1 protein-coding gene is annotated in these 1,607 nt (G+C 77.4%); it reads left to right on the top strand.

The features are described 5' to 3' along the window. Nucleotides 1-82 precede the first annotated feature (82 nt). Nucleotides 83-1,607, top strand: a 1,525-nt coding sequence (locus ACXJKL_RS20785) for a S8 family serine peptidase (protein WP_457208893.1), incomplete at its 3' end; no start/stop codon positions are given.

Genomic DNA, 1,607 nt, shown 5'->3' with positions numbered 1-1,607 from the left:
CCGATGCGCCTGACACCATGGGCGGTTCGCGTCATCATGGGCAGTCTCGCCCGCTCACCACTCCCGGATCCGGATCCCAGCCGTGCCCCTCCACCGACACCGCGTCCACCGCGCCGGCCTGCGCCGCGCGGCGGTCCTCGCCGTGCTCGCGACCGTGGCGGCCGGACTCGGGTCGGTCGCGGTCCAGGGCACGGCCAGGGCCGACGACGCGGGGGTCCCGGCCCTCCAGCTCGTCACGCTCACCGGTGGTGGCACGTCCGCGGGCGCGCTCCGGCCGGGCGACCTGCTGGCCCGCCAGGACGCCGTGCTGGCCCGCGTGGGCAGCCCCACGACGACGTACCGGTGGACGACGGCGCTCAACGGCTTCGCGGTGGAGCTCACCCCCGACCAGGTGGCGGCGGTGCAGTCCGACCCCGACGTCGCCTCCGTCGAGGCCAACGCGGTGCGCCCGCTGACCGGGCGCCGCGGCACGGCCCTGGCGTCGGGGCAGGTGGGCCAGCCCCGGGCGTACGGCGGCGCCGGCGTGGTCATCGGCGTCATCGACTCGGGCCTGGCGCCCGAGTCCCCGCTCTTCGCCGCCATCCCCGGCCTCGGCCGCGAGCCGACGGGCTTCGGCGGGACGTGCGAGGTCGGGGAGGACTGGTCGGTCGAGACCTGCAACCGCAAGGTCATGGCCTCCGGCTGGTGGGTCGCCGGCTTCGGCAAGGACCGCATCCGCAGCTCCGAGCACCTCTCCGCCCGTGACGCCGTCGGGCACGGCACCCAGGTGGCCTCGGTCGCGGCCGGCAACGCCGGTGCCAGCGTCCGCATGCAGGGCCGCACGGTGGGCCAGTACGGCGGCATCGCGCCCCAGGCCCGGCTCGCCGTCTACAAGGCCTGCTGGGGTGCACCCGACCCGGGCGACGACGGCTGCGCGACCGCCGACCTGGTCTCCGCCATCGACCGTGCCACCGCCGACGGCGTCGACGTCCTCAACGTCGCGGTGGCCGGCCCGCCCGGCACCGACACGGTCGAGCGGGCGCTGCTCGGTGCCGCGGAGGCCGACGTCGTCGTCGTGGCCGCCGCCGGCAACGACGGTCGCGAGCAGTACGCCGCGCACGACAGCCCGTGGGTGACCACGGTGGGCGCCTCCCTCGGGAGCGTCTGGCAGGGCCGGGTCTCGGTGCGGGGCGGCCCGACGCTGACGGGCGCGAGCAGGTCGCGACGCAGCTCGGGCCCCACGCGTCTGGTGCTCGGCCGTGACGTGGCCGCCGCCGGCGTCTCCCGCCGCGACGCCGCGCAGTGTCGGCCCGGCTCGCTCGACGCCGCCCGGACGGCGGGCGTCGCGGTCTACTGCGAGCGCGGTGGCATCGGTCGCATCGACAAGTCCGACGCGGTGGCGCGTGCCGACGGCGTGGCCATGGTGCTCGGCAACGTGCGTCCCGGGCCGGTCGTCGACGACTTCCACGCGGTCCCGACCGTGCAGCTCAACGCTCCCGACGCGGCGCGGCTCGTGCGCTGGGTCCGCACCCACGACCGCACCTCGGTGCGGATGTCGGGGATCGCGCCGTCCCCCGTCGCCGGGCGGACCGCCGCCTGGTCGCCCCCGGGCGACCCCCGGGCCGGCT

Source organism: Nocardioides sp. P5_C9_2, from assembly GCF_054049555.1.
This window is presented reverse-complemented; position numbering and strand designations above follow the sequence as displayed.